Here is a 26,684-nt window from a genome sequence, read left to right as displayed (position 1 = left end):
CAGTCTAACGAGCGTCCGAAATCCACCTCTGCGCTCCCGCATGGTGAGACGTCGGCGTCGTCCAGGACAGTCCCTGCCCAAAGTCGGGGATTCGATGCGTACGGGTTACGCGCCGAGGAGCGCGGCGAACTCCTGTCGGAGCTGCTGGACGTACGGGGTGTCACCGAGCAGTCGCTCCCAGTCGGCGAGCAGGGGGACGACGACCTCGCGGGCGCGGGCCGGGTCGCCCGCCGGCCCCCAGAGAAACCTGGCGTAATCGGTCCGTGACTGCAGCGTCAGTCTGTCCGTGTCGCCGCGGACCCGCTCACGGCTCTCGACCAGTTCCTCGTACCTGGCCGCCGCTCCCCCGACATCCCCGGCAGCCGTCCTGGCCCACACCAGCGAGTTCCGTACTTTCCAGGTGACACGGCTGTCCGGGCCGGTGGCCGACACCGCCCGGTCCAGCAGCTCCTCCAGCGCGTCACAGGCAGGGCGGGCGAAGCGGCCGGCATCCCCCTCGGCACGTTCGACCAAGGCCTCGGCCCACACCGACCACGCTTCGAGAGTGGTCTCCGCGTCGGCGCCGAGCGCTCGTTCCGCCCTTCTGGCGTTCTTCGCGGCGAGTGACAGCGCGTCCGGCAGCCGCCCGGCGTGTCGCAGCTCGTCGGCCAGTCTCGCCCTCGCCCGGAACGTCCGTGGATCCCGGCGCCCGAACGCCCGCACATGGTCGGCCACGTTCCGTTCGGACAGACTGATGGCCCGCTCGTGGTCACCCGTCAGCCCGTACGTATGGGCCAGGTGGCCGCGTGCCTCCAGCGTCGCCTCATCACGCGGTCCACACACCCGCTCGGCTGCCGCCACGGCTCGCTCGGACAGATCGATCGAGCGCGCGGTGTCGAAGTGGAGCTGGATGCTCGCCCCCACCCCGAACAGATGGACCGAGAACGTCCCGTCGTTCTCCGGCTCCGTGCACGATGTCAGCGCGTCGAGATGGGCGAGCCACCTCCCCTCCGCCGCGACGTGACGCACTTCCAACCCGGCGTCGAGCAACAGCCGGGCGGCCGTGTGGGCGTGGTCCACGCCTTCGGAGCGCGCCACGGCCTGCACCAGCCGGTGCACCGAGATCGTGCCGTCGTCGTGCAGGCTGATCATGCTGTGCGCCGCCAGGCGCCGGATCGCGTCCGTCACGTCGGGCGGGCCGCCCAGCGGATCCAGATAGGCCCGGGGAATCCCGTCGGACGCCCACCAGGCGATGGTCCGCAGCACGACCTCCGCCAGCGGTGTGTCCGCCAGCCGGTCCAGGGTGATACGCCACACCCGCGCCACGGTCCGCTCGCTGCTCCCGCCCTCGGCCGCACTCGCGAACATCCGGTCCGGACAGCGCGCCAGCAGTTCCGCGTACTCGCCCGCCGTGATTCCCGCCTCCGTGCAGTACGCGGCGGCCTGTTCCACGGCGAGCGGCAGGCACCCCAGCTCGCGGCACAGGCCCTCGGCGTCGGCCGCGGTACCGCCCTGGACACGGGCGAACAGCTCGGTGGCCTCGGCGAGCGAGAGCACGTCCAGGGCCAGCGACTCGGCGATGCCCTGCCATCCGGTGGCCCGCCGTGTCGTGATGAGGAAGCGGCCGCCCGCCGCCCGTGCCAGGAGGTCCTTCACATCCGTCGGCGAGGAGACGTTGTCCAGCACCAGCAGCCAGCCCTCGTGCGCCGCCAGCCACTGCACCGCCCGCTCCCGCAGCACCTCCCGCGAGAGCACGTCCGCCGGCACCGGCTGCAACGCGATCGCGAGGTCGGCGAGACCGGCGTCGAGTGCGGCGGTGGTCTCGGCGTTGATCCACCACACCGGGTTGAAGACCCCCGTGTGCTCCGCCGCCCACCGCGCCGCGAGCGTCGACTTGCCGATGCCGCCGAGGCCGTGCACGGCCTGCACGACTACACCGCCGGTGGTCGCGAATGCCTCGTCCAGCGAGGCGAGTTCCCGCTCACGCCCGACGAACAGGCCTGCCCGGTCACGTGGGTTGGCCAGCCCGTCCGGCGGAGCCTTTGGCATCGCGAACGCCTCGGCGGGCAGCAGCAGGGACTTTTCGCTGTACATCCCCACCGAGCCGTCCCCGCTGATCCCCTGCCGGACGTCCCGCCCGGCGGCGATGGCCTGGCCCCCGGATGCCTCCGCCGAAGCGGTCATGTGGCGGGACCGTCGCCGGTGCGCGCGTTGTGGATGTCCCGCCCGGCGGCGACGGACCGGTCGCCGGAGGCCGTCACGTTCCGCGCCGGTGGCTCATCGCCCGCTCCGGTGGGCGCGGGCGGCGCGGGCGCGTTCGGCGGCGTGAGAGTGTCGTTGTCGCCGGTCGAGACGGAACCGATGTCCCGCCCTGCGGCAACGGCTCGCGCACCGCTGGCGGTCACGCTCGGACCGGCTGGCGCGGACGCGTCCCGCGTGAACGCGAAGACCGCCACCGCCAACCCCAGCAGACCCGCCACCCCACCGGCCACGCTCGCCCAGGGATCCGCTCCCTCGACATCCACCACAGCCCCGACGACCAGCCCCACCGCACCGAGCACGCAGAGCCCGAGCCCGGTCCACATCAACACCTTCATGCGCCCCGTCATACGGCCCATGATGACGCCGACGACGGTCGGAGGGCAGGGGTTCGGGTCGATCCGCCGGGGCTCAGACCCCGGACCCAACCGCGCGGACGAAGGCCGCCCAGGCGGCAGCGGCGACGTCCAGCCGGGGGCCGGCGGGGTTCTTCGAGTCGCGGATGTGGATGCGGATGCGTTGTGCGAAGGCGACTTCGAGGCAATCGCCGCCCTCGTCGTCGCTGTAGCTCGACTTGAACCACGTCAGCTGGTCATTCATGCTCGTCCACCATCCGCTCGATGAAACGGGCTGTCTCAGCGGGGCTGAGGGCCTGCGCCCGAATCATGCTAAGCCGCTCGGTGACACGGCTGACGATGTCCGGGTCCGCCGAGAGTTCACTGGCGAACGGACCCTCCGTGAACGCGAACCGCTCGTGGTCACGGGTCTCCAGAAGCACCATGGGGCCTTGGAGCGCGGCGGTGATGGCCCGGTCGAAGGGGAGCACCTGCATGGCGACGTTCCGCAGTCGCCCGACCTCCAGGAGGCGCTGGAGCTGTGCGGCGTTCACCAGAGGACTGCGCAGAGCGGCCTCGTAGAGCACAAAGCTCAGGGACACGAGCGGCTTCTGGTCCGTCAGGATCGCCTGGCGCTCGATGCGGGCCGCGATGCGCTCCTCGACCGTGTCCTCGTCCAGCGCGGGCAGGCGGTTCTCGATGAGCGTCCGCGCGTACTCCTTGGTCTGCAACAGTCCCGGCACCAGAGCGATGCCGTACGACCAGCGGCTGATCGCCTCCCTCTCCCGCTCCATGAACTCCCGCGCCCGCGCCGGGAACTTCTCCCGGCTCAGATACTCCTTCGCCGCGCTCAGCAGGCCCTGCGCCTCGCACAGCTCGTCCGCCACGTCGAGGACGCGGGCCGTCGGCATCCGTACGCCCTGCTCCATCGCCTTGATGGTGTCCGGGGAGTAGTTGGAGGCGGCGGCCAGTTCCTCCCGGCTGACGTTCGCCTTCGTGCGCCAACGCTTCAGCTGGTTGCCACTGAAGCGCCACATGACGGGCGACTGGGACACAGCACGCACCTCCGACCGGTACACCACAGCACGTCACACCTGGGTCACTACCGACCGTAGCCCCACCATCGGCACGGTGTGACCATGACGGACGTAATCAACCCGCCCGAGTGGGTCCCGGCCTCCGGCCATCAACTCCGCGTCGCCGGAGTGCACTTCGACGTCGTACGGATCGAGGGCGTACGAGGTGAGCTGGTCGCCTCGCGGCTGATCGAGGCGACGGACGGCGACCCCGGACCGATCGTGTGCGAGGCCGCCGGCTTCCGGTGGATGTACTTCCTGCTCGCACCCGGCGAGGTGCGCGGGCACGAGTGGCCGCTCGGGGTGCAGCGGTTCGGGGCGCGGGGCTCGCGCACGGTGACGTACATCGGTGTCCCGGCGCTGGACGGGAACACCTGGCCGCTGCGGTGGTACGGCGAACCGACGGCGACCGCGCCGTTCGTGGACGCGGCGGGGCTGCTGAAGGCGGTTCGGGGAGTGGGGCCCGGCTGCCGGGTCACGGGGTGAGGCGACCCGCTCACGTACCGCCCGTCGAGGCCTCGGGGGTCTCGGGCTCAGTGCCTTCGAGAAGATCTTGCGGCAGCAGGCCTCCCGCGGACTCCATCCACGCCAGGACCTCGGTCATCTCCTCGGCCTTGTCGCCGAAGATCTCCCGGAGGCGTTCCACCATCTCGGCCGGCGTTCTGGGGATGTCCTGCGGCGCCACGCCCTGCGGCTGTCCGCTCTGCGCCGCCTGCATGAAGGACAGGAAGATGCTCGTCAGCTGGGCGGTGGTCGTCATGGGGTGGTCGGGTCCCAGGGTCTGCTCGGCGTTGGCGGCGCTCCGTTCGGCATGGTGGAGTGCGTTGTCCATCTCTCCCACCACCATGTAGGCCTGCGACAGCGTGATCTCGGCGTGCACGGTGTCACCGTGTCCGGGCCCGAGGACCGCCTCGCAGTTGGCCAGGTGTTCCTTGAGGCTGTCGATGGATCCGCCCGCCCAGGACTGCATCTCGGCGGGGGTGACGTCCCGCAGACGGGCGAAAAGCGCTTCCACCTGGGTCCGCACCGCGTCCCCGTCCGCCGTGTCCGCCAGCCGCATGACGTTACCCGCTCCGATCACGAAGTCCCCCATGCCGGGTGCGATGACGGCCAGTTGGCCGCGCAGGTCCAGGGCCAGGGGGTGCGTGTCGCCGAGCTGCCGGGCCGCGTCCTCGTAAACCTGTGTCAGGTCCCCGATCGCGTCGGCGACGCCGCCCCGCACAAGCGCCAGTCCGGCGCGTTCCGCTCGCGCCGTCAGCGTGTCGCGGTGTCCTGGTCCAAGGATTTCGGTGCGCAGGCGTATCACCTGGTCGAGCAGGGCCAGGGCCTCCTGGATGTCGTCCCGGACCCCGCACTCCCGGGCGAGCTCGAAGAGCGCCGTGATTGTCTCGGGGTCCTCTTCGCCCAGGTTCCGCGCGCACCGCTCGACGTGCTCCGACGCGTCCTCGACGGAGATGTCGGCGACATGGATCAGACGGTTGCGGGCGGTCAGGGAGAGCCGGTGGTCCGGGCCGAGACGGCGTACGAGCCCGGCTTCCCCGCGTTCCAGGAGGCGTTCCGCGCGATCCGGCATGCCGTAGCCCGCGACGAACTCCCCCATGATGCTGAAGACCCGCGCGAGGTCCACGGAGTCCTCGCCCGCGGGGGCGTGCTCCGCCAGTGCCTCGACATGGGTCAGCAGGCTGCGCCAGCGGGGCCAGAGCGTGGGGTCACCGGTGTCGGCGGGCAGGCCTTCCACCAGCGCTTCCGCCGCCATCTCACGGGCCCGCGCGACCGCGTCGGGCCGGCGGTGCGGGTCGCCCGGATCGCTGGTGCGGGACACGGCCTGCACCAGACGGTGCAGGGACAGGGAGTCACCGCGCAGGGTGAGCATGCTGTGCGCCCGCAGGCGGCCCAGGGCGCGGCGGACCGCGACCGGGGCGCCGAGGGTTTCCGGCAGGGAGCGGGGAATGTCGTCAGGCGCGTACCAGGCGAGGGTGAGCAGGATGTGGACGGCGAGCGGGTCGTCGGCGAGCCGGTCCAGGGTGAGGTGCCAGACCCGGGCGACCGTCCGCTCGACGTCACCGCCCTCCGCCGCCGTCGCGTACATGGCGGCGGGGTAGGAGGTCAGATGGTCCAGGTAGTCGGCCGCGGTCGTGACCGTCTCCGCGCAGTAGGCGGCGGCCTGTTCCACCGCAAGCGGCAGACAGCCCAGCTCGGTGCAGAGGCGGCCGACCTGGTCGCCGGCCTCCGGGCAGATGCGGGTGAAGAGGTCCAGGGCGTCGTCGTGGGCGAGGACGTCCAGGGCGACCGTCTCGGCCAGCCCGTGCCAGCCGGAGGAGCGCCTGCTGGTGATCAGGAACCGGCCGTTGCCGGCCGCCGCCAGCAAGGGCTTGAGGTCGGCCGGGTCGGAGACGTTGTCGAGGACGATCACCCAGTTGTCGTGGACCGCGAGCCACCTCACGGCCCAGTCGCGTAACTGCTGCTGGCTCCCGGTCAGGTCCTGGTCCAGCTTGGCGGCGAGGCCGGCCAGTCCGGCGTCCAGCGCGGCCGGGCTGTCTGCGGTGATCCACCAGGCCGGCGAGTACTGGGGGTGGTCGGCGACCCAGCGCGCGGCGAGCGTGGACTTGCCGATGCCGCCGAGGCCGTGCAGTGCCCGCACGACGGCTCCGCCCGGGGTGGCCAGGGCGGCGTCCAGGAGGGCGAGTTCGCGCTCGCGGCCGACGAACAGGGCGGGCCGTACGGGGAGGTTCGTCAGTCCGGCCGGGGCGTCGACGGCCTCCGGCCGGAGCGAGGGGCGGGCGTACCCCTGGCCGGGCACGATCATGGCCTTGTCGATGTACTGATCGATGTGCTGCTGGGTGTACTGCGTCCCGACCGCACCCGCGCCGGTCACCGCGACGCCGATGTCGCGGCCTGCCGCTACCGCTTCGTCCCCTGACGCAGCCACGCCGGGCCGCCGGTCGAAAACGCCACTCATGTCTCACATCATGACGTTCGGCGCGGCGGCCGTCAGGACTACGGCGGTACTTGACTGCCTGTCAGCGGCGGTCGGGTGCCTAGCTCTTGGCCGGCTTGAGTCCCAGCGGTCCCGCGATCTCCTGGGTCATCACCCGGCCCGCCTCGAACTCCAGGGTGTCGTCGCCGAGGGTCTGGTCCGTGTCCAGGCCGTCCAGCTCCTCCAGGGGCTGGTTCAGGCGGACGTGGGCGACGACGGACTGGAGGGCCCGCAGGGTCGCCGAGGCGGTGGCGCCCCAGTTGGAGAAGTAGGAGAACTGCCACCACCACAGCGCCTCCGAGGTGCGGCCCGCGTTGTAGTGGGCCATGCCGTGGCGGAGGTCGGTGACGACGTCGGTCAGGTCGTCGGAGATCCGGGCCGCGACCGGTGCCTTGCGGGGCTCGTAGGGGTCGAAGACCTCCGAGTAGACGTCGATCGGCTCCAGCAGTCGCGCCAGGTTCTCGCGGAGCGCGTCGACGTCCGGCTCCGGGCCCGGGTCGGGTTCGTAGCGCTCGTCGGGGACGATGTCCTCGTGCGCGCCGAGCCGGCCGCCGGCCAGCATGAGCTGGGAGACCTCCAGGAGGAGGAACGGGACGGCCGAGTCGGGCTCGTCGCCCTTGGCGACCTCGGCGACGGCGACCAGGAAGCTCTCGATCTGGTCCGCGATCTGGACCGCGAAGTCGTCCGGGTTCCGCGTCGTGGAGTGCAGCGTGGCGTCAGACATCTAGGAGTCGTCTCCCCTCGAAGGCGCGGCCGAGGGTCACCTCGTCCGCGTATTCCAGGTCACCGCCCACCGGGAGGCCGCTGGCCAGGCGGGTGACCTTGAGGCCCATGGGCTTGATCATCCGGGCGAGGTACGTCGCCGTGGCCTCGCCCTCCAGGTTCGGGTCGGTGGCCAGGATCAGCTCCGTGACCGTCCCGTCGGCCAACCGCGCGAGAAGTTCTCGTATACGCAGGTCGTCCGGGCCCACACCCTCGATCGGGCTGATCGCGCCGCCCAGGACGTGGTATCGGCCGCGGAACTCGCGGGTGCGCTCGATCGCCACGACGTCCTTGGGCTCCTCCACGACGCAGATCACCGAGGGGTCGCGTCGCGGGTCGCGGCAGATCCCGCACTGTTCCTCCTGCGCGACGTTCCCGCACACCGCGCAGAAGCGGACCTTGGCCTTCACCTCGAGCAGTGCCTGGGCGAGACGCCGTACGTCCGTCGGCTCCGCCTGGAGGACGTGGAAGGCGATCCGCTGGGCGCTCTTGGGACCGACGCCGGGCAATCGGCCCAGCTCGTCGATGAGGTCCTGTACCACGCCTTCGTACAACGGACTGCCGTCCTTCCTGGGGTGCCTTCAATACGTACGGTAGACGGCCCCTGCCTGTCTTCGAAAGGCAGGACTCCGAGTCAGAAGGGCAGGCCCGGGATGCCGCCGCCGCCCAGGCCCTGGGCGAGCGGGCCGAGCTTCTGCTGCTGGAGGGCCTGCGCGTTCTCGTTGGCCGCGTGCACGGCCGCGACGACCAGGTCGGCCAGGGTCTCGGTGTCCTCCGGGTCCACCGCCTTCGGGTCGATGACCAGACCGCGCAGCTCGCCGGCGCCGCTGACCGTGGCCTTCACCAGGCCACCGCCCGCCTGGCCCTCGACCTCGGTGTCCGCCAGTTCCTCCTGCGCACGGGCCAGGTCCTGCTGCATCTTCTGAGCCTGCTGGAGCAGCTGCTGCATGTTGGGCTGGCCACCACCGGGAATCACGATCAGCTCCTGTTTCGTACGGCTGCCGGACGGGTTTTCCCGCCTGGCACGAGCCTACGTGGTCCGCGCGGCCGTCGCCCCAGCACTCTTTCGAGTGAGTTACCCATCGGGCCTATACCTGATCAAGACCCCCTTCCGGGCGGAAAAGCGATGAAAGGCTCACCTTCGCCACCCATTGGGCGGTAGGAAGGGTCCGGCACAACATCATCAGGCGTCACGCAGCGTCAGTACGCCGTCCGTACGCAGAGTCAGTAGGGAGTGCCGGGTGGGTCAGCCGGAGATGCAGCCCGAGGGTCCGCCTCAGGACGGGCGCGGCGAGGGGGCGGCCGGGCTGCGGCCGGGGGATCTGACCGGGCGGGCGTTCCCGCTCGGCGACTGGGCCGAGCCCGCGCAGCGCCTGGACGATCTCTACCGGTGGGTGGAGCGCGGGGCCCTGGACACCGCGGCCTGGTATCTCGCCGACCGGGTGTGGAAGCGGCGCGGGGCGCGGGCGTTGCGCGGGGGTGCGGCGGCGGGCGCGGTGGCGGGGGCCGCGCTGCCGCTGCTGGATCTGACCGGTGTGATGGGCGGGGTCGCCCCGTGGGGGTATCTGGCGCTGATGCTCGCGGTGGCCTGTGTGGGGGTCGACCGGTTCTTCGGGGTCACCTCGGGGTGGATAAGGGACGTGGCGACCGCGCAGGCCGTCCAGCGCAGACTCCAGGCGTTCCAGTTCGACTGGGCCTCGGAGAGCGTGCGCGAGGTGCTGGGCCCGACGGAGGGCACGGCGAGCGAGGCGGCCGACCGGTGCCTCGGGGTGCTGCGGCGGTTCTGCGAGGACGTGACCGAGCTGGTGCGCACCGAGACCGCGGACTGGATGGTGGAGTTCCGCACCGGGTCCGCGCCGCTGGGCATCCAGAGCTCGGTCGGGGCGGGCACCCGCGGGGAGTCGGGGGGCGCGCAGGGACGGTTCCCCATGCCGCCCGGCCCGGCCCGCCCGAACATGCCCCGCCAGCGCCCGCCGGAGCCCCGCTGACCGGTGGGTTCAGGAGCGGGTGTTTCGTCAGCGCTCAGGAGCGGGTGCAGGTCAGCTCAGGAGCGGGTGTAGGTCAGCTCCTCGCCGGTGCTGGTGTTGACGCGCTGGAGCGTGTCCGCCGACAGCAGGGTGATCTCGGTGGCCTCGCCGGGTGAGCAGGAGGAGAGCGGTTCGCCGGTCGTCACCGTGGACGGGCCGATCCGCAGCGGCCCGTCCCCGGCCGGCTTCTCGCTGAGCGCGGCGGCGAAGACGCAGTGGTAGTCGCCGTCGGCGGTGGGGCCGTCCGCGACGAGCGAGAGCACCGTGTCGCCCGGCTCGCCCTGCTGGATGGTCAGCTCGCGGGTGTGCACGCCGTCGGCGTTGTCGATGGTGGTCGTCCAGGTGCCTAGGTAGGCCGCCGGGATCGCGCCGTCCGCCCCTTCGGTGCTCGTCGAAGGGGAGGGCGTGGAGGGCCCTGGGGTGGGCGGGGCGGTGGTCGCCTCGGTGGTCGCGGTCGGCGTCGGGGTCGGTGACGGGCCCGCATCGGCGTCGCCGTCACCGTTCATCAGCGCGTACACCGAGCCCCCGGCGGCCAGCGCGACGATCAGCGCGACGACGACGAGCAGAGCGGTGGCCCGGCCGCTGCGGCGGCCCGGTTCCTGGAGCTGCTGATGGGGCGGGAGTCCGTACGGCGGGGTCGGGCCGAGGCCGCCGTAGGAGGCGGGCCGCGAGGGCGGGCCGCCGTAGGGCTGCTGCGGGTAGGGCTGCTGCGGGTACGGTTGACCGGGCTGCTGGGGATAGCCGTAGCCCTGCTGGGGATAGCCGTGCGGGGGCTGCTGGGGTGGCGGGGCCGGCGGAGGGCCGTAGGCGGGGTGGGCGGGTGGCGGCGGTGCCGCCGGGGCGGCCTGGCCGGCGGTCATGGTCGGCAGGTGGTTCAGCGGCGGTGCGGCGCCCGCGCCGCCGGGGCCGCCGGAGCCGGCCGGGGCGCCGGGACCACCTGGGCCGCCCTGGACGTCCGGCGCACCGGCCGCGCCGTAGCCCGCCGCGCCACCGGGGCCACCGGAACCGGCCGGGACTCCGGCGCCGCCCGGCGCACCCGGCCCACCGTGGCCCGCAGCGCCACCGGGACCACCGGGACCACCGGAACCGCCCGGGACGCCGACGCCGCCCTGGAGACCCGGCGCACCAGGCGCACCCGGCGCACCCGCCACTCCATAGCCCCCCGCTCCACCGGGACCGCTGTGCGCGCCCGCCGCGCCCGCCGCGCCCGGACCGCCCGGCGCACCCGGTCCCGCCGCGCCGCGCGGCACTCCGGCACCCTCGTCGGCCGACGCGGCGTGCTCGGGCGAGGGTCCCGCCGACTCCGGGCTCTCCGTCTCCAGCAGCCGTACCGCGTGCCGTCCGAGCTGGGCGACCAGCGCGCCCGGCAGCCAGGGATCGAGGGCGCGGCCGTCGGAGACGGTGTCCTCCGCGCCGGTGCGTTCCAGGACGGCGTCCAGGGTGGGACGGGCGGCGGGGTCCTTGCGCAGGCAGTCGCGGACGAGGTCGGCGATGCCCTCGGGGACCCGCGACAGATCGGGTTCCTCCTGCGCGATGCGGAACATCAGGGCGTGCACCCCGCTGTCGGCGCCCCCGAAGGGCAGCGCGCCGGTGGCGGCGTAGGCGAGGACGGAGCCGAGGCAGAAGACGTCGCAGGCGGGGGTGATGCGGTCGCCGCGGACCTGCTCGGGCGCCATGAAGCCGGGTGAGCCGACCAGTGCGCCGGTGCGGGTGAGCCCGCCGTCGGTGACCGTCTCCAGGGCGCGGGCGATGCCGAAGTCGATGACGCGGGGCCCGTCGATGGTCACCAGGACGTTGGACGGCTTGAGGTCGCGGTGGATGATCCCGGCGGCGTGGATGTCCTTGAGGGCATGGGCGAGGCCGGCCGCCAGGATCCGCACAGAGCGCTCGGGCAGCGGCCCGTGGTCGTGGCCGACGACCTGCTGGAGGCTCGGTCCGGCGACGTATCCGGTGGCGACCCAGGGCACGGCGGCCTCGGTGTCGGCGTCGAGCACGGGTGCCGTCCAGTGCCCGCCGACCTGCCGGGCGGCCCGCACCTCCTGGCGGAACCGGGCCCGGAACTCCTCCTGGGCGGCGAGTTCCGCGCGCACCACCTTGACCGCGACCGTCCGTCCCCGGTCCGACCGGGCCAGATAGACCTGACCCATGCCGCCGGCGCCGAGCCGCCCGAGCAGCCGGTAAGCGCCCGTCTGCCGCGGGTCCCCTGGCCCCAGTCTCTCCATGCCGCCGCCTCCCCCTCGCCGGGCCACAGCCCGGCGCGAGCCGGGCGACAGCCGGGCCGCGGCCGACGTCCGGCCGTGCCTCGGGCCGAGCCCCAGGCCGAGAATAATGCGGCCCTCACAGGGAGTCGTACGGGCCGCTGTCTACGGTTCCGTAACAGGTGGCCCCAGGTCGTCCAGCGCCTTCGACAGCCGCTCCAGCGCCTCCACCGCGGCGGCGAGTCCGGCCTCGCCGAGGGCGTCGGCGAGCCGGTCGGCGTAGGCCGCGTGGCCGGGGTCGATCCTGCCGACCGCGGCGCGGCCCTCCGGTGTCGGCGCGAGCAGTTTGGCGCGGCGGTGCGCGGGGTTGGTCCGGTACTCGGCGAGGCCGCGCTCGACCAGCAGGTCGGCGATGCGCTGGACGCTCTGCCGGGTGATGCCCATGGCGCGGGCGATCCCGGCCACCGGCAGCGGTTCGCGCAGCACCGCGCCCAGCACCTGCCACCAGGCGGCGGTCAGCCCGGCCGGCCGGGCCAGCTCCTCGGCGACGGCGAGGAACTGGCCGTTCAGCCGGAACACGCCGAGCGCGCCGCGGCTGAACAGGTCCTGGCGGGTGCGGCTCACAGGGCCCCCGCCTTCTCGAGCACCGCGTAGGCCGCCGCGTCGGAGTCGTGGAACAGCCGGTACCAGGCGTCCAGCACCTCGCCCTCGTACACCCCGAGCAGCCGCAGGATCTCGCGGGCGAAGGCGACCGGCTCGGTGGGTCCGGCGGTGATCAGCGGGCCGTCGGTGACGGCGTCCGCGTCGACGTACCGCGCGCCGCCCGCGTAGCCGGTGGCGGCCAGGTAGAAGGAGACGGCGCTGGTGTGGGCGCGGTCGTCGAGCAGGCCCTCGCGGGCGAGTCCGGCGGTGGCGCCGCAGATCGCGGCGACGGGCACGCCGGCCGCCAGGAAGGCGCGGGCCTTGCGGGCGAAGGGGGCGAGGTCGTCCGAGGTGTCCCAGAGGTCGGCGCCCGGGAGGATCAGCAGCGAGCTGTCCTCGGGCCGTACGTCGTCCAGGGCGAGGTCGGGCTGGACGCGCAGGCCGCCGATGCTGCGGACGGGGGCGGTGGTGGGGCCGACGGTGCGGATCTCGTGGCCGGCGCGGGCGAGGTGCGCGGTGGCGTGGCCGGTCTCCCAGTCGGCGAGGGTGTCGTAGACGGCGAGGTGGACGGGCTTGCGGCTCATGGTTCCTCCTCAGACGTTCTCTTGATGACAGCAGACTGTCATTTCGACAGCCTGCTGTCAACAGGCGGCGTCGACAGACTGTCGCAAAAACCCCCCGACCGCAGACAGGACGCCGATACCGCGTCCGTATCGCGGACATTTACGCTCGCCCGCATGACCCCTCATCCCGACCCCCAGGCCGGCGCCGCCGTGAAGGCCGCGGACCGCGCGCATGTCTTCCACTCCTGGTCCGCGCAGGAGCTCATCGACCCGCTCGCCGTCGCCGGCGCGGAGGGGTCGTACTTCTGGGACTACGACGGCAAGCGCTACCTCGACTTCACCAGCGGCCTCGTCTACACCAACATCGGCTACCAGCACCCCAAGGTCGTCGCCGCGATCCAGGAGCAGGCCGCGAAGATGACCACCTTCGCGCCCGCCTTCGCCGTCGAGGCGCGCTCGGAGGCGGCCCGGCTGATCGCCGAGCGCACCCCCGGCGACCTGGACAAGATCTTCTTCACCAACGGGGGCGCGGACGCCGTCGAGCACGCGGTGCGGATGGCCCGGCTGCACACCGGCCGTCCCAAGGTGCTCTCGGCGTACCGCTCGTACCACGGCGGCACCCAGCAGGCCGTGAACATCACCGGTGACCCGCGCCGCTGGGCCTCCGACTCCGGCGCGGCCGGCGTGGTGCGGTTCTGGGCTCCCTTCCTCTACCGCTCCCGCTTCTACGCCGAGACCGAGGAGCAGGAGTGCGCGCGGGCGCTGGAGCACCTGGAGACGACGATCGCCTTCGAGGGGCCGTCGACCGTCGCCGCGATCATCCTGGAGACCATCCCCGGCACCGCCGGGATCATGGTGCCGCCGCCCGGCTACCTCGCCGGAGTGCGCGAGATCTGCGACAAGTACGGCATCGTCTTCATCCTCGACGAGGTGATGGCGGGCTTCGGGCGGACCGGTGAGTGGTTCGCGGCCGACCTGTTCGACGTCACGCCCGACCTGCTGACCTTCGCCAAGGGTGTGAACTCCGGGTACGTGCCGCTCGGCGGCGTCGCCATCTCCGGCGCGATCGCCGAGACGTTCGGCAAGAAGCCCTACCCCGGCGGTCTCACCTACTCCGGGCACCCCCTGGCCTGCGCCGCGGCCGTCGCGACGATCGGCGTCATGGCCGAGGAGGGCGTCGTCGAGAACGCCGCCCGGCTCGGCGCCGAGGTCGTGGAGCCGGCCCTGCGGGAGCTGGCCGAGCGGCACCCGAGCGTCGGCGAGGTGCGCGGCGTCGGCATGTTCTGGGCGCTGGACCTGGTCAAGGACCGCGAGACCCGTGAGCCGCTGGTGCCGTACAACGCCGCCGGCGAGGCGAACGCCCCGATGGCCGCGTTCGGGGCCGCCGCCAAGGCACACGGCATCTGGCCCTTCATCAACATGAACCGCACTCATGTCGTGCCGCCGTGCAACGTCACCGAGGCCGAGCTGAAGGAGGGCCTGGCGGCGCTGGACGCGGCCCTCACGGTGGCCGACGAGTACGTCGTGTAACCGGTTACCCCGGGTGGGGGGACCGCGTAAGGTGGCGTGCTCGTGGGCACACCAGTGCACGCCATTCGAACGTGAGAGCAAGAGGGAGTCCCCCCACCATGCCCGGCACCAGCGGCAACGGCGCTGTGACCCGTAGCACCCTGCGGCAGCAGATCGCGGACGCGCTGCGCGACGAGGTGCTGGCCGGGCGGCTCCAGCCGGGGCAGGAGTTCACGGTGAAGGAGATCGCCGAGCAGTACGGCGTCTCCGCGACCCCGGTGCGCGAGGCCCTGGTCGACCTGGCCGCGCAGGGACTGCTGGAGGCCGACCAGCACCGCGGCTTCCATGTCCGCGAGTACTCCGTCGACGACTTCCGCGGGCTGGTGGAGGCCCGCAGCCTGGTCACCGACGGCATGTTCCAGGCGCTCGGCGCCGGCCACCGCGGCTTCCGCGACCCCGACGACCCGGGCACGGCCGCCGCGCTCGCGGGTGTGCGCCGCCGCGGCGAGGAGGCCCAGCGCGCCGCCACGGCCGGCGACCTCACCGTCCTCATCGGCTACGACCTGCGCTTCTGGCGCGAGCTGAGCGGCCTGTTCGGCAACCCCTACCTCGCCGACTTCCTGCACCGGCTGCGCGTCCAGTCCTGGGTCTGCGCGGTGCAGCACCTGCGCCGGCTGCCCGATCTGCGGGGGCTGCTGTGGGCCGGGCACACCGAGCTGATGGACGCCCTGGCCCGCCGGGACACCGACGAGGCGCGCACGCTGATCGCCGCGTACAACACCCACTCGCTGGCACTGATCGAGCGACTGGCGGGCGGCTGACGGCAGTTCTGGGTATGGGACCGGTACGGGAGGGGACCCGTCCGGGCCCCACCCATTACGCTGCCCTGACCACCGTGCGCGCGCCCGTACCCGAGGAGCCCTCTTTTGGCCTGTGACCTGTGGCTGGTCCCGCTCGTCGACCTGTTGTGCCACACGCCGGACAACCCGTTCGCCGAGGAACTCGCGCAATACGACAAGGCGCTCGCCGAGGCCGGGCTGCCGCCGGTGCCGGTGTACCAGTACATGCCGGGGCTGTCCGGCGAGGTCGCCCCGGTCGCCGGATTCGACTACGACGCCCTGCACTTCCTGCGCCGCGCCTACTTGTTGCAGGTCTGCGGCCTGCCGGTGACCCCGGTCGACGAACTGGGCGGGGACTACGAACAGCTGCTGGAGATGTTCGAGACGACGGCCCAGCAGTCCCACCTGGTCTGGCACTACGACCACGCGGGCGCCTATGTGCCGATCGACTTCCCGCACCCGCTCTCCAACGACGAACTCCTCGCGGGCGGCGGCCCGCTGGGCTCCGCCAGCGGGCTGCTGCGGGAGTTGGAGACCGTCGCGCCGACGCTCGGCATCGACCCGCTCAACCCCCCGGCGCCCCCGCAACCCCCGCTCGGCCCGACCGAGTTGGAGGAGCCCGCCGTGCCGGCCCCGTACGACCCGAGCCCGTTCGCCCGCGAGCGGCACGTCTGGCTGGGGCTGCACGCGGCGGCAACGCGGAGTCTGGCGCAGGGATCGATGATCGTCTTCAGCTGACGACCGCGCGCCTGCGGCTGACGCCGGCTCAGCGGCCCAGCTGGGCCAGGCCCTTCTGCACGTCGTCGTAGTTCATCACCGGCGTGTAGGTGATCTCCGCGCCGAGGTGGAGGAAGAACGGCTCGCTGAGCACCGGCATCTGACTGCTGTCCTGCATGTCGAACACCATGTAGGCGGTGCGTCTGCCCTGGTCGGAGGTGAAGTACGCCGCTTCCGGCTTGATCTGCTCCATCGACTCCGCGAGCAGCTTGGGGAGGGTGCCGTTCCGGATGGCCTCGTTGGCCATGGCCGTGTCCATCCGCACCTTCAGGAGTACGCGCATCGCAGTCACCTTCTTCTGCCGGTTCCGGCTCGTCCGCCGACGCGTCCGTACACCCTCACCCTATGCCCGATACGCACCGGATGCCCGGCTGGTCGAGGTGAGCGCCGATACCTCATGAGCAGGCCGTCGGGGTCGTCCGTTCGGTCGACCCCGGCCTCGTCCGTTCCGGTCGCCGGAGGCAGCCGGTACGCCGACGGGCGCGGCCGGTGTCCGGACCCAGCATGGAGGGCATGCAGCAGCACAAGAAGATCTCGAAGCGCACCCGTCTCGTCACCGGCGGCGCCCTCGCCGCCGCCGTCGCCCTCACCACCGTCGGCGCGGTCTCGGCCAACGCCACCTCTCCCGCCGAGGGCACCCCGGCCGCCGTCACGGCGGACGTCCGGAACCAGGACCTGTACCAGTCCTCGCATCTGAGCATCGACGCCGCGACCGAGGCCGCCCAAGCCGCCCTGGAGGCCGCCGAGAAGGAGAACCAGCGCGTCACCGTCGCCGTCGTCGACCGCAACGGCAACACCGTCGTGACCCTCCGCGGCGACGGCGCGGGACCGCAGTCCTACGAGTCCGCCGAGCGCAAGGCCTACACCGCCGTCTCCTGGAACGCCCCCACCTCCGAACTCGCCAAGCGCCTGGAGCAGACCCCGAACCTGAAGGACATCCCCGGCACCCTCTTCCTCGCGGGCGGCGCCCCCGTGACCGCCAAGGGCGCCCCGATCGCGGGCATCGGCGTCGCGGGCGCCCCCTCCGGAGCCCTCGACGAGAAGTACGCCCAGGCCGGCGTGGCGGCACTCGGCCGGTAACGGCAGGCAGCCGGCACCTTGAGCAGTACGCCCCTCCCGATCCCGGCGGCGCACGGTACCCCCCGGGCCGTGCGCCGCCGGCCGTTCGCCGCGCTGCGCGACCTGACCCGCCCGAGGAGTTCGACCATGACCCCCGCCGACCGTGCCCTGCTGTCCGCCGCCGAGGCGGGCGACGCCGGTGCCGTCCGCGCCGCCCTCGCAGCGGGCGCCGGCACCGGGACCCGCGACGCGCACCGCCGCACACCCCTGCTACTGGCCGCGCTGGGCGACCATGTGGCCGCCGCCGAGGTGCTGGTCGCCGCGGGCGCCGACGTCGACGCCGCCGACGACCGGGCGGACAGCCCCTGGCTGGTCACCGGCGTCACCGGCAGCGTGCCGATGATGCGCACCCTGCTCCCGGCGGGGCCGGACCTGACGCAGGTCAACCGCTTCGGCGGCGTCTCCCTCATCCCCGCCGCCGAACGCGGCCACGTCGGCTACGTCCGTGCCGTGCTGCGCGAGACCGCCATCGACGTCGACCACGTCAATCACCTCGGCTGGACCGCGCTGCTGGAGGCGGTGATCCTCGGCGACGGCGGCCGGGCCCACCAGGAGATCGTGGAACTCCTCGTCACCGCCGGTGCCACCCCCGGCCTCCCCGACGGCGACGGCGTCACCGCCCTGGAACACGCCGAGCGGCGCGGGTTCACCGAGATCGCGGGACTGCTGAGGGCCGTACGACGGCCCGAGCGGTAAGGACCCGCAGGAAAAACGGAGCTGGGCACCGCCCTGCTGCGACGCAGCGGCGATGCCCAGCTCAGAGGCGTTTCTCAGGGCCTCGGCCCGCAGGCCTCAGATGAACGAGTTGATCTCGATCGTCTCGTCCCGGCCCGGGCCCACGCCGATCGCGGAGATCGGGGCGCCGGACATCTCCTCCAGCGCCTTCACGTAGTTCTGGGCGTTCTTCGGCAGGTCGGAGAAGGACTTCGCCTTGGTGATGTCCTCGGACCAGCCCGGCAGCGTCTCGTAGACCGGCTTCGCGTGGTGGAAGTCCGACTGCGAGTACGGCAGCTCCTCGACGCGCTTGCCGTCGATCTCGTAGGCGACACAGACCGGGATCTGCTCCCAGCCGGTGAGCACGTCGAGCTTGGTGAGGAAGAAGTCCGTCAGGCCGTTCACCCGGGTCGCGTACCGGGCGATCACCGCGTCGAACCAGCCGCAGCGGCGGTCACGGCCGGTGGTCACGCCCCGCTCGCCGCCGATCCGGCGCAGCGCCTCGCCGTCCTCGTCGAACAGCTCGGTCGGGAACGGGCCCGCGCCGACACGGGTCGTGTACGCCTTGAGGATGCCGATGACCCGGCTGATCTTCGTCGGGCCCACGCCGGCGCCGGTGCAGGCGCCGCCCGCGGTCGGGTTCGACGAGGTGACGAAGGGATACGTGCCGTGGTCGATGTCCAGCAGCGTGCCCTGGCCGCCCTCGAACAGGACGACCTTGTCCTCCTCCAGTGCCTGGTTCAGCACCAGCACCGTGTCCGCGACGTACGGCCGCAGCTTGTCGGCGTAGCCCAGCAGCTCCTCGACGACCTGCTCCACGGCGATGGCGCGGCGGTTGTAGAGCTTGGTGAGCAGCTGGTTCTTGACGTCGAGGGCCGCCTCGACCTTCTGCTCCAGGATCGACTCGTCGTAGAGGTCCTGAACCCGGATGCCCACGCGGTTGATCTTGTCCGCGTAGGTCGGGCCGATACCGCGGCCGGTGGTGCCGATCTTGCGCTTTCCGAGGAAGCGTTCCGTCACCTTGTCGACAGTGACGTTGTACGGCGTGATGATATGCGCGTTACCGCTGATCAGGAGCTTGGACGTGTCGACGCCGCGCTCGTTCAGCCCACTCAGCTCGGAGAGCAGGACAGACGGGTCGACGACGACACCGTTACCGATGACCGGCGTACAGCCGGGAGACAGGATTCCGGAAGGGAGCAGGTGGAGGGCGTACTTCTGGTCACCCACGACTACCGTGTGGCCGGCGTTGTTGCCGCCCTGGTAGCGCACCACATAGTCAACGGATCCGCCGAGCAGGTCCGTCGCCTTTCCCTTGCCTTCGTCACCCCACTGAGCACCGAGCAGCACAAGTGCGGGCACGCGCGTACACCCCTTCCGGGCGGGGCATGTCCAGGGTCAGGGGCGCGCGCGGTAGGTCTTTACCACCGCGTGCACCGCGCGACCGTCATTGGCCGCAACCGTAGGACCGGGTGCCCCGGAATAGACGAAGCCCCTGGCGCAATAGCGCAAGGGGCTCTTGCACAAAGATGCTACCCGAGGAAGCGAGGCATGACCGAGGTGGCGACTTCCGTGACGTCCGAGCAGCTGTTGGTGATCATCGATCCGGTCGCCATGCGAGTGGACTCGGAGTCCACGCGAATCGCAAAAGACGTGCTCAGGGCGGGTGCCGCCGCCAAGGTGTGTCTCCCGGACGGCCCCGAGGAATTCGCCCGGGCACTGGCCCGGCGCGGCTCGCGGCGACCGGTCGTGATCGGTGACGACCGCGCCCTGGTCCGGGCCGTGTCCCTTTTGCACCGGCAGCGGGAGCTGGCCGGATGTGTGCTGTCCGTGGTGCCGGTCGGCTCCGGCTCCGGGATGTCGCTGGCCCGGTCCCTCGGGGTCCCGGCCGGTGCCGTCGCGGCCGCGCGGGCCGTGCTGGAGGGCGCCGAGCGGCGGCTGGACCTGCTGGTCGACGACAGCGACGGGGTGGTGGTCGGAGCGGTCGGCATCCCGCCGCTGCCGGGTGGACGGGACGCGCCGGAGGGGGCCGGCGCGGTGGGGCGGCCCTGGCTGCGGACCTGCCAGTCCCTCGTCCGCACCCTGGTGCCGGCCCGGCCCACCCGGGTGACCTCCGCCTCCGTGCCGAGCGCGGCCGGGCCCGCCCGGCTGCGGGTCGAGGTCGACGGCCAGACCCTGATCGACCTCGGCCAGCCGGTGGAGGCCGTCTCGCTGACCCCGGCCGGCTCCGGCGAGGCCACCGTGGAGGTCCGCCCCCTCTCCGTCGGCGCCGAGGCGACCCCGCTGCTGGCGACGGGCCACCGGGTGACGGTGTCCGGCACGGACTTCCGCTACCGGGCCGACGCGCTGGTCTCCGGCCCGGTCCGCCGGCGGACGTGGACGGTGTGGGAGGGCGGCTTGGGACTGACGCTGCCGGCGTCTTAGGGGCGTTCTGGGGGGCGTGGCGTCTCAGGGGGCCTGGCCTCTCAGGGAGCGGCGTAGGCGGCGCAGGGAGGCCTGGGTGGTGCGGGAGGGCCTGGGTGACCGTAGAGGGCCTGGGTGACCGTAGAGGGCCTGGGTGACCTCAGGGAGGGCGTGGGGAGCCGCACAGGCGGGCGTGGGGGTGGCGCGGGAGGAACTGGGGCGCGCAGGACGTCGTAGGCGCCCCAGTGCTCGTCGATGGGCCTGGGACGGGGTGTGGCGGGTGGAGGTGTGGCGGGTGGAGGTGCGGCGCTGCCCAGTGCCGCGCCGCCCAGTGCGGCGCTTCCCAGTGCGGCGCCGCCCTCCGGGACCGTCATCGCACCTCGACGCTCAGGCCCTCCAGCCCTCTGATCACGAAGTTCGGCTTGCGGGCCGGTTCCGCCGCCAGGGCCAGGGTCGGGGCCCGCTCCAGAAGGGCCCGCATCGAGGCCGCCAGCTCGATACGGGCCAGCGGGGCGCCGATGCAGTAGTGGATACCGGCGCTGAAGGAGATGTGCGGATTGTCCTCGCGGGTGAGGTCCAGGCGTTCGGGGTCGGCGAAGACGGCCGGGTCGTGGTTGGCGGAACCGAAGAGCAGCGCGAGTTCCGCGCCGCGGGGAACGGTCGTGCCGTCGATCTCGATCTCGTCCAGCACCCAGCGTTCGAAGAGCTGGAGCGGGGTGTCGTAGCGCATCAGCTCTTCGACGGCGGACGGGATCAGGGAGTGGTCCGCGCGCAGGGCGGCGAGCTGGCCGGGGTTGCGGAACAGCGCCCACCAGCCGTTGACCGTGGCGTTCACCGTCGCCTCGTGGCCCGCGTTGAGCAGCAGCACGCAGGTCGAGATCATCTCCTGCTCGGTGAGCCGGTCGCCCTCGTCGTGCGCCGCGATCAGACCGGAGATCAGGTCGTCGCCGGGCTCCTTGCGGCGCTCCGCGATCAGTCCGCGCAAGTAGTCGGAGAACTCCCGCGACGCCCGTACCGCCTTCGCAGCCGTCTCCTCGGACGGGTTCAGCTCGTACATCCCGCAGATGTCCGCCGACCAGGGCCGCAGCGGCGCCCGGTCGGACTCGGGGACGCCCAGCATCTGCGCGATCACCGCCACCGGCAGCGGCTCGGCGACATCGGCGAGCAGATCACCACCGCCGCGCCGGACCAGCCGGTCGGCCAGCTCCCCGGCCAGCCGCTCCACGTACGGCCTCAGCCCCTCCACCGTCCGGGGTGTGAACGCCTTCGACACCAGGCGCCGGATCCGGGTGTGGTCCGGCGGCTCCAGGTCGAGCATGCCGTGGTCGTTGAGGGTGTGGAACGGCTCGTGCTCCGGCGGCGGCGGGGTGCGGCCGAAGTCCTCGTGGGTGAAGCGGTGCTGGTAGGTGCGGCCCAGCCGCCGGTCCCGCAGCAGCGCCGAGACGTCCGCGTGGTGCGGCACCAGCCACTGGTCGGTGGGCGCGTAGTGGATCACCCGGCCCCTGGCGCGCAGCTCGGCGTAGGCGGGGTACGGGTCCGCGAGGAACGCCGGGTCCCACGGGGCGAAGGCGAGGTCGGTAGGGCCTGACATGTGCGGACGCTAACGCGCGCGGGCGGGGTCTGACCAGAGGTGTCCTCGCGGGGCCGTCAGCCGGTGCGGCGGTGCCGCGCCCGGCCGTTGCCGCGCAGCCGCACGGCGACGTAGCCGAGGAGGGCCACGGCCGCCAGCACCAGCACGGCCTTGGAGGCGACCCCGACGTACGTGCCCACCACGGCCCACTGGTCGCCGAGCAAGTAGCCCGCCATGACCAGCACCGAGTTCCAGATCAGGCTGCCGAGCGCGGTCAGCGTGACGAAGACGGGCAGCGGCATGCGCTCCACTCCGGCGGGGACGGAGATGAGGCTGCGGAAGACCGGCACCATACGGCCGAAGAAGACCGCCTTCGTGCCGTGCTTCGCGAACCACTCCTCCGTGCGCTCCAGGTCGGACGTCTTCACCAGCGGCAGCTTCGCCCAGAGCGCGTACATCCGGTCCCGGCCGAGGAGCATGCCGATCCAGTACAGGACGACGGCTCCCGCGACCGAGCCGAGCGTGGTCCAGAACAGCGCGGAGCCCAGGCTGAGGACGCCCTGCCCGGCGGCGAACCCGGTCAGCGGCAGGATCACCTCGCTGGGCAGCGGCGGGAAGAGGTTCTCCAGGGCGATCGCCAGGCCGGCGCCGGGGCCGCCCATCGTCTCCACGAGACCGGTGGCCCAGCCCGCCACACCCTCCGTGGGTTTCTGCGGCGCGGCCAACGGCATGGTGTGCATCTGAGAAGCCTCCGGTGCGGTCGTGTCCTGGGCGGCCGCCCCGGCGGCCCGTCACGCTGGAGAACGCCGCTCGGCGTCGACGAGTGCCCGTCCGGCCCGTTGTGTGGTTCGCGTTACCTGTCCTCCGCACCGCTCACACGTCTTCACAGAACGTCTACGATCACCGGCATGTCGATCACGCCTTCCGTGCCGGTGCTGCGAGGCCGCAAGAACACCGTCCTCCGGTTCGACGGCGCCGCGCTGGTCCTGCGGCAGTCGGACGAGGAGCGTCACATACCCCTGGCGGCCGTCGCCTCCGTGCGGGCGGAGCGGCGCACCGTCGAGGTGGCGCTGCGGGCACCGGCCGGCAGCGCGCCGACCGTCTACCGGCTGGAGGACCTCGGCGAGGCCGCCGCCACCGCCTTCGCCGATGCCGTGACCGCCGCGCTGCCCGGCGCCGCCGAGGGCTCCGAGGCCGTCACCGACGGCCTGGCGCTCGTCAGCGTCCGCACCACCCCCGACGACGAGAGCCAGGAGCTCGCCAACCGGCGCAGGATCAGACGGGGCCTGCTGGCGCTCGCCGCCGTGCTCGTCCTGGAGAGCGTGGCCGTCTCGCTGGCCGGGGATGCGCTGGCGATGATCGCGATCTGGCCGGCCGGCATCCTCGCCGGCCTGCTGATGGTTCCGTGGGCCCGCATGATGCCCGGCATCGCCCGCGTGCGGCGGCTGCGGCGCGACGGGATCACGGTGATCGCGCAGTACTCGGGCTACGTCGACGGCCTCTATGTGTACGACTTCACCGACCTCGGCGGCCGACCGTACGCGTACACCCCGTCCGCCTACCGCGGCGAGCGGATCGAGATCGTCTACGACCCCGCCGACCCCTGCGCGGGAGGCGAGCGCAGCCATCTGCCCGGGCGGTTCGCCCTGCTGTCCCCGGCGCTGCTCCTCGGTCTGCCCGCGCTCTTCTGCCTCCTCGTGACCCTGCTCGTGGTCGCCGCGGCGTTCCTCGCCTGACCGGGTCACGAGCCCGCGCACGGCCGCCGGTCAGCCCGGTGTCACCAGCCGTGCCTCGTAGGCGAACACGGCCGCCTGGGTGCGGTCCCTGAGGCCCAGTTTCACCAGGACCCGGCTGACATGGGTCTTGATCGTCGACTCGGCGACCACCAGCCGCCCCGCGATCTCCGCGTTCGACAGGCCCTGGGCGATGAGGACCAGCACCTCCGTCTCCCGGTCGGTCAGATCGCCGTACGCCTCCTGCGCCCGCGGCAGCAGCCTCGGGGCCTCGGACAGCTTCGAGAACTCGGTGATCAGCCGTCTGGTGACCGACGGGGCGAGCAGCGCCTCCCCCGACGCCACCACCCGGACCCCCTCGGCGAGCTGGCGGGCCGAGGCGTCCTTGAGCAGGAAGCCGGAGGCTCCCGCGCGCAGCGCCTGATACACGTACTCGTCGAGGTCGAAGGTGGTCAGCACCAGCACCTTCGCGCCACCGTCCGCGGCGATGATCTCGCGGGTCGCCTCGATGCCGTTCAGCTCGGGCATCCGGATGTCCATCAGCACCACGTCGGGGCTGAGTTCGCGGACCTTCGCGACGGCCTCGCGGCCGTTCACCGCCTCTCCGACGACCTCCATGCCCGGCATCGCGTTGAGCAGGACGGAGAAGCCCTCGCGCACCATCATCTGATCGTCCGCGATCAGCACCCTGATGGTCATGCGTCGGCCTCGCTCGCCGCCGGGACCGGCAGGAACACCGCCACCTCGTACCCTCCCTCGTCCGTGGGGCCGGCCGTCATCTCGCCGTTCAGCATCGAGACCCGCTCGCGCATCCCGGTGATGCCGTGGCCCGCGCCGGGCGAGGGCTTCACCAGCGACGGCTCCGGCGGCGGGCCGTTGACTATGCGCAGGCCGAGACCGCCGAGGACATAGCCGATCTCGACGCGGGCGTCGGCGCCGGGCGCGTGCCGGAGGGTGTTGCTCAGCGCCTCCTGCACGATCCGGTACGCCGACAGCTCCACGCCCTGCGGCAGTTGCCGCACCGCTCCGGTCACCGTCTTGGTGACGCCCGGGCCGGCCTCCCGCACATTGGCGAGCAGCGCGTCCAGGTCGGCGAGGGTGGGCTGCGGGGCGTCCGGTGCCGCGTAGTCCTCGGCGCGGACCACGCCCAGGACCCGGCGCAGCTCGGTAAGGGCCGCCACCGCGTTCTCCCGGATGGTGGCGAAGGCGCGCTCCAGCTCCGGCGGCGGGTTCTCCACCCGGTAGGGGGCGGCCTCGGCCTGGATGGCGACGACCGACATGTGGTGCGCCACCACGTCGTGCAGTTCGCGGGCGATCGTGGTGCGCTCCTCCAGCAGGGTGCGCCGGGAGCGCTCGTGGGCGGTCACCGTCTGCTGGGCGGTCACCTCCTGCTCGGCCTCCCGGCGGATGTGCCGGACGGTGACGGCGAGCAGGATCAGCGCGGAGACCACCAGCATCGGCGCGGTGTTGGTGCTGTAGGGGCTCCAGCCGAAGAGGCTCTCGGCGAGGAAGCCGTAGACACCGGTCAGCAGCCACATCCAGCCCGCGGTGCGCGGCCGGGTGCGGATCGCGACCACGGTCAGCACCGTCAGGTGGCAGGCGAAGGCGCCGGGCGTCCACGGCCAGTCGCCCCAGACGCCGCCCAGCAGGCTGCCCGCCAGGGTCGCGGCCATCGACGCCCAGAACGCGGCGATCGGCCGGATCATCGTCAGCAGCACCGGGACCAGCGCCAGCAGGCCGAAGACCGGTGCGAGGCCGTCGCCCTGGACCGCGGCCGTCGCGATCAGCAGCGAGAAGAAGCCGGCCACGCAGATCAGCGCGTGCGGCGTCCAGGAGGCGTACTCCCGCATCCGGCCGCCCAGCCGACGGGTGATCGGGCCGTCCACGGCCATGCGCGGCAGCGGACGGTAGGCGAAGGCGTCGAGGAAGAGGTCCTGCCGCAGGCCGCGCAGGGCACCGGCGGCCAGCCGGTACTCGGGGCTGCGCGGCTTGTACGGGCCCGGCGGGGCGGGCTGCGTCTGGGTCGTCTCGGTCACACGAGAACCGTAGGCCCGGGCCGGGGGCGGGGTCGTCACCGTGGAGAGGGGTCCTTCGGCGTCCGTCTCAGGTACTACGGGTCGCCCCCGGTTTCACCAGGATCCGGCCCACAGGGGTCTCGCGAGGGGCGCGTCCCCGGGACGCTCTCGGGTACCGGCGACTCACCACGCCAGCTGCGCGATCTCCTCCGCGACCACCGCGCACGCGTCCGCCGCCGGGTCGATCAGCGGGAAGTGGCCGACCTCCTCCAGCAGCGTCAGCCCGGCCACCTCGCCCGACTTCGCCGCCGCGTCCGCGTAGGACTCGGCGACCGCCTGCGGCACGTCGAGGTCGGCGCGGCCCTGGACCAGGGTCGTCGCGATGCCGGTCGGCAGCAGCAGCGCCGGGTCGGCGTACGGCTGCCGCTCGGCGAAGGCGCCACCGCCGAGCAGCTGGCGCACCGCTCCCCCGCACACGTCCAGCTTCTCGGCGACCGCGAGGTCGGCGATCGGGGCGAGCGCGACGACCCCGCGCAGCGGTGCGGGGCCGCCGGTGCGCCAGGGGGCGCCGGCGGGCAGGACGTGCCGGGCGGCGGCCCACAGCGCCAGGTGCCCGCCGGCCGAGTGCCCGGTGATGACCGTACGGCTGGTGTCGGCCTGCGGCAGAGCCTCACTGACCAGGGCCGGGAGGGCGTCGAGGGCGGCGGCGACGTCGTCGAAGGTGTCCGGCCAGCGGCCCGCGCCCGCCCCGGCGCCGCCCTCCTCGGCTCCTCTGCGGTACTCCACGCTCGCCACCGCGAACCCCCTACGGGCCAGGAAGTCCGCGAAAGGGCTGATGTGCCGGCGGTCGTACGGGGCGCGCCAGGCGCCGCCGTGCAGGACGACGACCAGCGGGGCGGAGGAGGCGGGGCCGACGGGCTCGGTGCCGCGCGGGGCGTAGAAGTCGATCACCTGGTCGGGGTGGTCGCCGTAGGCGGCGGTGGCGTCGGGGGCGACGGGCGGGTGGGAGAAGGCGGACTCCTCCTCGGCGGCGGCCCGTGCTGCTGCGACGTCGTCCGTCATGCTCCAACCTCTCAGCGATGAAACGTACTTGGCGGACCGGGGAGAACAGGCCGTTGGCGGGGACGGTATCAGGCCGGTGACGTGCGCGGACATGTGGTTGTCACGCTCGGTGAGGGTTAAACGGT

Annotated in this window: 27 protein-coding genes; 9 read left to right on the top strand and 18 right to left on the bottom strand. The window is 72.7% G+C overall.

Going from position 1 to position 26,684, the window contains the following annotated elements; genetic code table 11:
* Nucleotides 1-105: 105 nt before the first annotated feature.
* The 4 genes from ABT232_RS27715 to ABT232_RS27700 all read right to left on the bottom strand — a co-directional run bounded on the left by ABT232_RS27715 (nucleotide 106) and on the right by ABT232_RS27700 (nucleotide 3,610).
* Nucleotides 106-2,163 (bottom strand): tetratricopeptide repeat protein, encoded by a 2,058-nt coding sequence (locus tag ABT232_RS27715; protein ID WP_351844693.1) that lies wholly within the window; start codon nucleotides 2,161-2,163, stop codon nucleotides 106-108.
* On the bottom strand, nucleotides 2,160-2,588 hold the full coding sequence (locus ABT232_RS27710) for a hypothetical protein (protein WP_351844691.1): 429 nt from the start codon (nucleotides 2,586-2,588) through the stop codon (nucleotides 2,160-2,162). Before ABT232_RS27710 ends, ABT232_RS27715 begins: the two co-directional genes overlap by 4 nt.
* Before the next feature lie 61 nt (nucleotides 2,589-2,649).
* The gene (locus ABT232_RS27705; protein ID WP_351844689.1) at nucleotides 2,650-2,838 is read right to left on the bottom strand and encodes a DUF397 domain-containing protein; all 189 of its coding nucleotides are present in this window, start codon (nucleotides 2,836-2,838) and stop codon (nucleotides 2,650-2,652) included.
* Nucleotides 2,831-3,610, bottom strand: coding sequence for a helix-turn-helix domain-containing protein (locus tag ABT232_RS27700; RefSeq protein ID WP_351844733.1), 780 nt, complete (start codon nucleotides 3,608-3,610; stop codon nucleotides 2,831-2,833). The genes ABT232_RS27705 and ABT232_RS27700 overlap by 8 nt, the downstream gene beginning before the upstream one ends.
* 96 nt (nucleotides 3,611-3,706) lie before the next feature.
* Here ABT232_RS27700 and ABT232_RS27695 point away from each other — a divergent pair, with 96 nt between their 5' ends.
* A complete protein-coding gene (locus ABT232_RS27695) occupies nucleotides 3,707-4,135 on the top strand; it encodes a hypothetical protein (RefSeq protein WP_351844687.1) in 429 nt (142 codons plus the stop codon).
* Between the two features lie 10 nt (nucleotides 4,136-4,145).
* Here ABT232_RS27695 and ABT232_RS27690 read toward each other — a convergent pair whose 3' ends face one another.
* From ABT232_RS27690 to ABT232_RS27675, 4 genes are all read right to left on the bottom strand, one after another.
* Nucleotides 4,146-6,608 (bottom strand): NB-ARC domain-containing protein, encoded by a 2,463-nt coding sequence (locus tag ABT232_RS27690; RefSeq protein WP_351844685.1) that lies wholly within the window; start codon nucleotides 6,606-6,608, stop codon nucleotides 4,146-4,148.
* 79 nt (nucleotides 6,609-6,687) lie between these two features.
* Nucleotides 6,688-7,350: a DUF5063 domain-containing protein gene (locus tag ABT232_RS27685; RefSeq protein ID WP_351844683.1), complete on the bottom strand. Its 663-nt coding sequence runs from the start codon at nucleotides 7,348-7,350 to the stop codon at nucleotides 6,688-6,690.
* The gene (gene recR / locus ABT232_RS27680) at nucleotides 7,343-7,942 is read right to left on the bottom strand and encodes a recombination mediator RecR (protein WP_351844681.1); all 600 of its coding nucleotides are present in this window, start codon (nucleotides 7,940-7,942) and stop codon (nucleotides 7,343-7,345) included. Before recR ends, ABT232_RS27685 begins: the two co-directional genes overlap by 8 nt.
* An 80-nt stretch (nucleotides 7,943-8,022) precedes the next feature.
* A complete protein-coding gene (locus ABT232_RS27675) occupies nucleotides 8,023-8,364 on the bottom strand; it encodes a YbaB/EbfC family nucleoid-associated protein (RefSeq protein WP_351844679.1) in 342 nt (113 codons plus the stop codon).
* A gap of 265 nt (nucleotides 8,365-8,629) precedes the next feature.
* Between ABT232_RS27675 and ABT232_RS27670 the strand changes: the two genes are divergently transcribed.
* Nucleotides 8,630-9,376 carry an SLATT domain-containing protein gene (locus ABT232_RS27670; RefSeq protein ID WP_351844677.1) on the top strand — a complete coding sequence of 249 codons (747 nt, stop codon included), beginning with the start codon at nucleotides 8,630-8,632 and terminating at the stop codon, nucleotides 9,374-9,376.
* 56 nt (nucleotides 9,377-9,432) lie between these two features.
* On the opposite strand, the gene ABT232_RS27665 is transcribed toward ABT232_RS27670, so the two are convergent.
* The 3 genes from ABT232_RS27665 to ABT232_RS27655 all read right to left on the bottom strand — a co-directional run bounded on the left by ABT232_RS27665 (nucleotide 9,433) and on the right by ABT232_RS27655 (nucleotide 12,839).
* Entirely contained in the window at nucleotides 9,433-11,637 is a 2,205-nt protein-coding gene (locus tag ABT232_RS27665; RefSeq protein ID WP_351844675.1) for a serine/threonine-protein kinase, read from the bottom strand.
* A 141-nt stretch (nucleotides 11,638-11,778) separates the two neighbouring features.
* Nucleotides 11,779-12,237 carry a MarR family winged helix-turn-helix transcriptional regulator gene (locus ABT232_RS27660; protein ID WP_351844673.1) on the bottom strand — a complete coding sequence of 153 codons (459 nt, stop codon included), beginning with the start codon at nucleotides 12,235-12,237 and terminating at the stop codon, nucleotides 11,779-11,781.
* Complete coding sequence (locus tag ABT232_RS27655; RefSeq protein WP_351844671.1) at nucleotides 12,234-12,839, bottom strand: type 1 glutamine amidotransferase family protein; 606 nt, start codon at nucleotides 12,837-12,839, stop codon at nucleotides 12,234-12,236. Before ABT232_RS27655 ends, ABT232_RS27660 begins: the two co-directional genes overlap by 4 nt.
* 153 nt (nucleotides 12,840-12,992) lie before the next feature.
* Between ABT232_RS27655 and ABT232_RS27650 the strand changes: the two genes are divergently transcribed.
* The 3 genes from ABT232_RS27650 (at nucleotide 12,993) to ABT232_RS27640 (ending at nucleotide 15,904) form a co-directional block, all read left to right on the top strand.
* Nucleotides 12,993-14,348, top strand: a complete 1,356-nt coding sequence (locus tag ABT232_RS27650) for an aspartate aminotransferase family protein (RefSeq protein WP_351844669.1) — start codon at nucleotides 12,993-12,995, stop codon at nucleotides 14,346-14,348.
* A gap of 98 nt (nucleotides 14,349-14,446) precedes the next feature.
* Nucleotides 14,447-15,148, top strand: coding sequence for a GntR family transcriptional regulator (locus ABT232_RS27645; protein ID WP_351844668.1), 702 nt, complete (start codon nucleotides 14,447-14,449; stop codon nucleotides 15,146-15,148).
* 105 nt (nucleotides 15,149-15,253) lie between these two features.
* Nucleotides 15,254-15,904, top strand: a complete 651-nt coding sequence (locus tag ABT232_RS27640) for a putative DNA-mimic protein (protein ID WP_351844667.1) — start codon at nucleotides 15,254-15,256, stop codon at nucleotides 15,902-15,904.
* Between the two features lie 28 nt (nucleotides 15,905-15,932).
* Here the strand turns inward: ABT232_RS27640 and ABT232_RS27635 are convergent, their stop codons facing one another.
* A complete protein-coding gene (locus tag ABT232_RS27635) occupies nucleotides 15,933-16,226 on the bottom strand; it encodes a hypothetical protein (protein WP_351844663.1) in 294 nt (97 codons plus the stop codon).
* 230 nt (nucleotides 16,227-16,456) lie between these two features.
* Between ABT232_RS27635 and ABT232_RS27630 the strand changes: the two genes are divergently transcribed.
* Both ABT232_RS27630 and ABT232_RS27625 read left to right on the top strand, forming a co-directional pair.
* A complete protein-coding gene (locus tag ABT232_RS27630) occupies nucleotides 16,457-17,023 on the top strand; it encodes a GlcG/HbpS family heme-binding protein (protein ID WP_351844661.1) in 567 nt (188 codons plus the stop codon).
* A 126-nt stretch (nucleotides 17,024-17,149) separates the two neighbouring features.
* On the top strand, nucleotides 17,150-17,758 hold the full coding sequence (locus tag ABT232_RS27625) for an ankyrin repeat domain-containing protein (RefSeq protein ID WP_351844660.1): 609 nt from the start codon (nucleotides 17,150-17,152) through the stop codon (nucleotides 17,756-17,758).
* 96 nt (nucleotides 17,759-17,854) lie between these two features.
* On the opposite strand, the gene ABT232_RS27620 is transcribed toward ABT232_RS27625, so the two are convergent.
* A complete protein-coding gene (locus ABT232_RS27620) occupies nucleotides 17,855-19,138 on the bottom strand; it encodes an adenylosuccinate synthase (RefSeq protein ID WP_351844659.1) in 1,284 nt (427 codons plus the stop codon).
* A gap of 189 nt (nucleotides 19,139-19,327) precedes the next feature.
* On the opposite strand from ABT232_RS27620, the gene ABT232_RS27615 reads away from it, so the two are divergent.
* Complete coding sequence (locus ABT232_RS27615; protein ID WP_351844657.1) at nucleotides 19,328-20,200, top strand: diacylglycerol kinase; 873 nt, start codon at nucleotides 19,328-19,330, stop codon at nucleotides 20,198-20,200.
* Between the two features lie 349 nt (nucleotides 20,201-20,549).
* Here the strand turns inward: ABT232_RS27615 and ABT232_RS27610 are convergent, their stop codons facing one another.
* Together ABT232_RS27610 and ABT232_RS27605 are read right to left on the bottom strand one after the other, a co-directional pair.
* Nucleotides 20,550-21,770: a cytochrome P450 gene (locus tag ABT232_RS27610; protein ID WP_351844655.1), complete on the bottom strand. Its 1,221-nt coding sequence runs from the start codon at nucleotides 21,768-21,770 to the stop codon at nucleotides 20,550-20,552.
* Nucleotides 21,771-21,826: 56 nt separating this feature from the next.
* Entirely contained in the window at nucleotides 21,827-22,489 is a 663-nt protein-coding gene (locus ABT232_RS27605; protein WP_351844653.1) for a DedA family protein, read from the bottom strand.
* A gap of 168 nt (nucleotides 22,490-22,657) precedes the next feature.
* On the opposite strand from ABT232_RS27605, the gene ABT232_RS27600 reads away from it, so the two are divergent.
* Nucleotides 22,658-23,485, top strand: coding sequence for a hypothetical protein (locus tag ABT232_RS27600; protein ID WP_351844651.1), 828 nt, complete (start codon nucleotides 22,658-22,660; stop codon nucleotides 23,483-23,485).
* A gap of 30 nt (nucleotides 23,486-23,515) precedes the next feature.
* Here the strand turns inward: ABT232_RS27600 and ABT232_RS27595 are convergent, their stop codons facing one another.
* The 3 genes from ABT232_RS27595 to ABT232_RS27585 form a co-directional block, all read right to left on the bottom strand.
* Nucleotides 23,516-24,181, bottom strand: a complete 666-nt coding sequence (locus ABT232_RS27595) for a response regulator transcription factor (RefSeq protein WP_351844649.1) — start codon at nucleotides 24,179-24,181, stop codon at nucleotides 23,516-23,518.
* On the bottom strand, nucleotides 24,178-25,518 hold the full coding sequence (locus ABT232_RS27590; protein ID WP_351844647.1) for a sensor histidine kinase: 1,341 nt from the start codon (nucleotides 25,516-25,518) through the stop codon (nucleotides 24,178-24,180). Before ABT232_RS27590 ends, ABT232_RS27595 begins: the two co-directional genes overlap by 4 nt.
* 162 nt (nucleotides 25,519-25,680) lie before the next feature.
* A complete protein-coding gene (locus ABT232_RS27585; protein ID WP_351844645.1) occupies nucleotides 25,681-26,559 on the bottom strand; it encodes an alpha/beta hydrolase in 879 nt (292 codons plus the stop codon).
* Nucleotides 26,560-26,684: the final 125 nt, after the last annotated feature.

Origin of the sequence: Streptomyces sp. NPDC001532 (assembly GCF_040298625.1) — a bacterium.
Lineage (GTDB): Bacteria > Actinomycetota > Actinomycetes > Streptomycetales > Streptomycetaceae > Streptomyces.
Note: the sequence above shows the minus strand (reverse complement) of the source record. Positions and strands in the feature narration are given on the sequence as shown.

Bases quoted from the DNA above. Each gene is read 5' to 3' on its own strand.
- ABT232_RS27715 (WP_351844693.1), bottom strand. From the start codon at position 2,163: ATGACCGCTTCGGCGGAGGCATCCGGGGGCCAGGCCATCGCCGCCGGG.
- ABT232_RS27710 (WP_351844691.1), bottom strand. From the start codon at position 2,588: ATGACGGGGCGCATGAAGGTGTTGATGTGGACCGGGCTCGGGCTCTGC.
- ABT232_RS27705 (WP_351844689.1), bottom strand. From the start codon at position 2,838: ATGAATGACCAGCTGACGTGGTTCAAGTCGAGCTACAGCGACGACGAG.
- ABT232_RS27700 (WP_351844733.1), bottom strand. From the start codon at position 3,610: ATGTGGCGCTTCAGTGGCAACCAGCTGAAGCGTTGGCGCACGAAGGCG.
- ABT232_RS27690 (WP_351844685.1), bottom strand. From the start codon at position 6,608: ATGAGTGGCGTTTTCGACCGGCGGCCCGGCGTGGCTGCGTCAGGGGAC.
- ABT232_RS27685 (WP_351844683.1), bottom strand. From the start codon at position 7,350: ATGTCTGACGCCACGCTGCACTCCACGACGCGGAACCCGGACGACTTC.
- ABT232_RS27665 (WP_351844675.1), bottom strand. From the start codon at position 11,637: ATGGAGAGACTGGGGCCAGGGGACCCGCGGCAGACGGGCGCTTACCGG.
- ABT232_RS27655 (WP_351844671.1), bottom strand. From the start codon at position 12,839: ATGAGCCGCAAGCCCGTCCACCTCGCCGTCTACGACACCCTCGCCGAC.
- ABT232_RS27650 (WP_351844669.1), top strand. From the start codon at position 12,993: ATGACCCCTCATCCCGACCCCCAGGCCGGCGCCGCCGTGAAGGCCGCG.
- ABT232_RS27645 (WP_351844668.1), top strand. From the start codon at position 14,447: ATGCCCGGCACCAGCGGCAACGGCGCTGTGACCCGTAGCACCCTGCGG.
- ABT232_RS27635 (WP_351844663.1), bottom strand. From the start codon at position 16,226: ATGCGCGTACTCCTGAAGGTGCGGATGGACACGGCCATGGCCAACGAG.
- ABT232_RS27630 (WP_351844661.1), top strand. From the start codon at position 16,457: ATGCAGCAGCACAAGAAGATCTCGAAGCGCACCCGTCTCGTCACCGGC.
- ABT232_RS27625 (WP_351844660.1), top strand. From the start codon at position 17,150: ATGACCCCCGCCGACCGTGCCCTGCTGTCCGCCGCCGAGGCGGGCGAC.
- ABT232_RS27615 (WP_351844657.1), top strand. From the start codon at position 19,328: ATGACCGAGGTGGCGACTTCCGTGACGTCCGAGCAGCTGTTGGTGATC.
- ABT232_RS27610 (WP_351844655.1), bottom strand. From the start codon at position 21,770: ATGTCAGGCCCTACCGACCTCGCCTTCGCCCCGTGGGACCCGGCGTTC.
- ABT232_RS27605 (WP_351844653.1), bottom strand. From the start codon at position 22,489: ATGCACACCATGCCGTTGGCCGCGCCGCAGAAACCCACGGAGGGTGTG.
- ABT232_RS27600 (WP_351844651.1), top strand. From the start codon at position 22,658: ATGTCGATCACGCCTTCCGTGCCGGTGCTGCGAGGCCGCAAGAACACC.
- ABT232_RS27595 (WP_351844649.1), bottom strand. From the start codon at position 24,181: ATGACCATCAGGGTGCTGATCGCGGACGATCAGATGATGGTGCGCGAG.
- ABT232_RS27585 (WP_351844645.1), bottom strand. From the start codon at position 26,559: ATGACGGACGACGTCGCAGCAGCACGGGCCGCCGCCGAGGAGGAGTCC.